2 protein-coding genes are annotated in these 1,085 nt (G+C 33.1%); both read right to left on the bottom strand.

The window, feature by feature from the left end; all coding sequences use genetic code 11:
* A partial coding sequence (locus FUA24_RS03195; RefSeq protein ID WP_148540024.1) for an MFS transporter occupies positions 1-627 on the bottom strand: 627 nt, incomplete at its 3' end.
* Between the two features lie 157 nt (positions 628-784).
* The coding region (locus FUA24_RS03190) for a M48 family metalloprotease (protein WP_148540023.1) at positions 785-1,085 on the bottom strand (301 nt) is incomplete at its 5' end.

Here is a 1,085-nt window from a genome sequence, read left to right as displayed (position 1 = left end):
ATAAAAAGTGTATTGGCTAAACAAAATCCACCAAAGCCCTACAGTTACAAATGAGTATTTCATCATTTGCATTTTTGCAGCACCATCTGTTTGGCTCATAACCATGGCTAAATTCACAATAAGTAAAATAACACTACCAATATAGCCCCATGAAAAACCTTTAGCACTTATACTATCTTGCTGTTCAGGGAAAGCAATATCGGGCAGGTATGAGTTATAAAACACCAAACTACCCCAGTAGCCCAATAACCCCATAAAATAAAAAAGTACACTTGTGTGTATATAACTTAAATTGAAAAAATATAAACCAATACACCCTAAACCACCCATGTAGCAGAAAAATTTCATAAAATTCTTTTTATTACCAACATAATCTGCAATACCCGATAAAATAGGAGATAAACATGCTACAACTAAAAATGTAAATGCTGTTACAATAGATATTAAAACGGTTTGTTTCATTTCAAAACCAAAAGCATTTACTAATTGGTTTTTGTCTTCAAATAAGCTAGAGTAAAATATTGGGAATATTGACGAAGCTATTGTAAGGGTATAAACCGAGTTTGCCCAATCATAAAACGCCCAAGCATTTAGCAATTTTTTACTTCCTTTTTTTAGTGTAGCCATAATAAAAAAGCTGCTCTTTATTGAGCAGCTTCTAAAGTATAAAAATATTTTTATTGAAACCCAATTTAGAGACGCTTTTAAAGAATACTCAAAAAATTGTTTTCAAAAATAAACCCGATGTACTAAAGGTTTTATATAGTGTGTAATATTTTAATAACTATTTTCTAAAAGAGGTAACACCAAACTTTGCAGCTTCAGCCTTAGCTTTTGGCGCTAAAGCTTTTAAATTAGCTATACGCGAATCATTAGACGGGTGTGTACTTAACATTTCAGGTGGTGCTTGTCCGCCGCTATTAGCTTTCATACGTTCCCATAACAATGAGGCTTCATCAGGTGTATAGCCAGCAATAGCCATTAAATAAATACCAATTTTATCGGCTTCCGTTTCATGGCTTCTGCTAAATGGTAGCATAACACCAACTTGAGAACCAACACCGTAATATTGGTTAAACGCATTT

Source organism: Seonamhaeicola marinus (assembly GCF_008085455.1).
The sequence above is the reverse complement of the archived record's forward strand: the minus strand, read 5'-3'. Positions and strand labels throughout refer to the sequence as shown.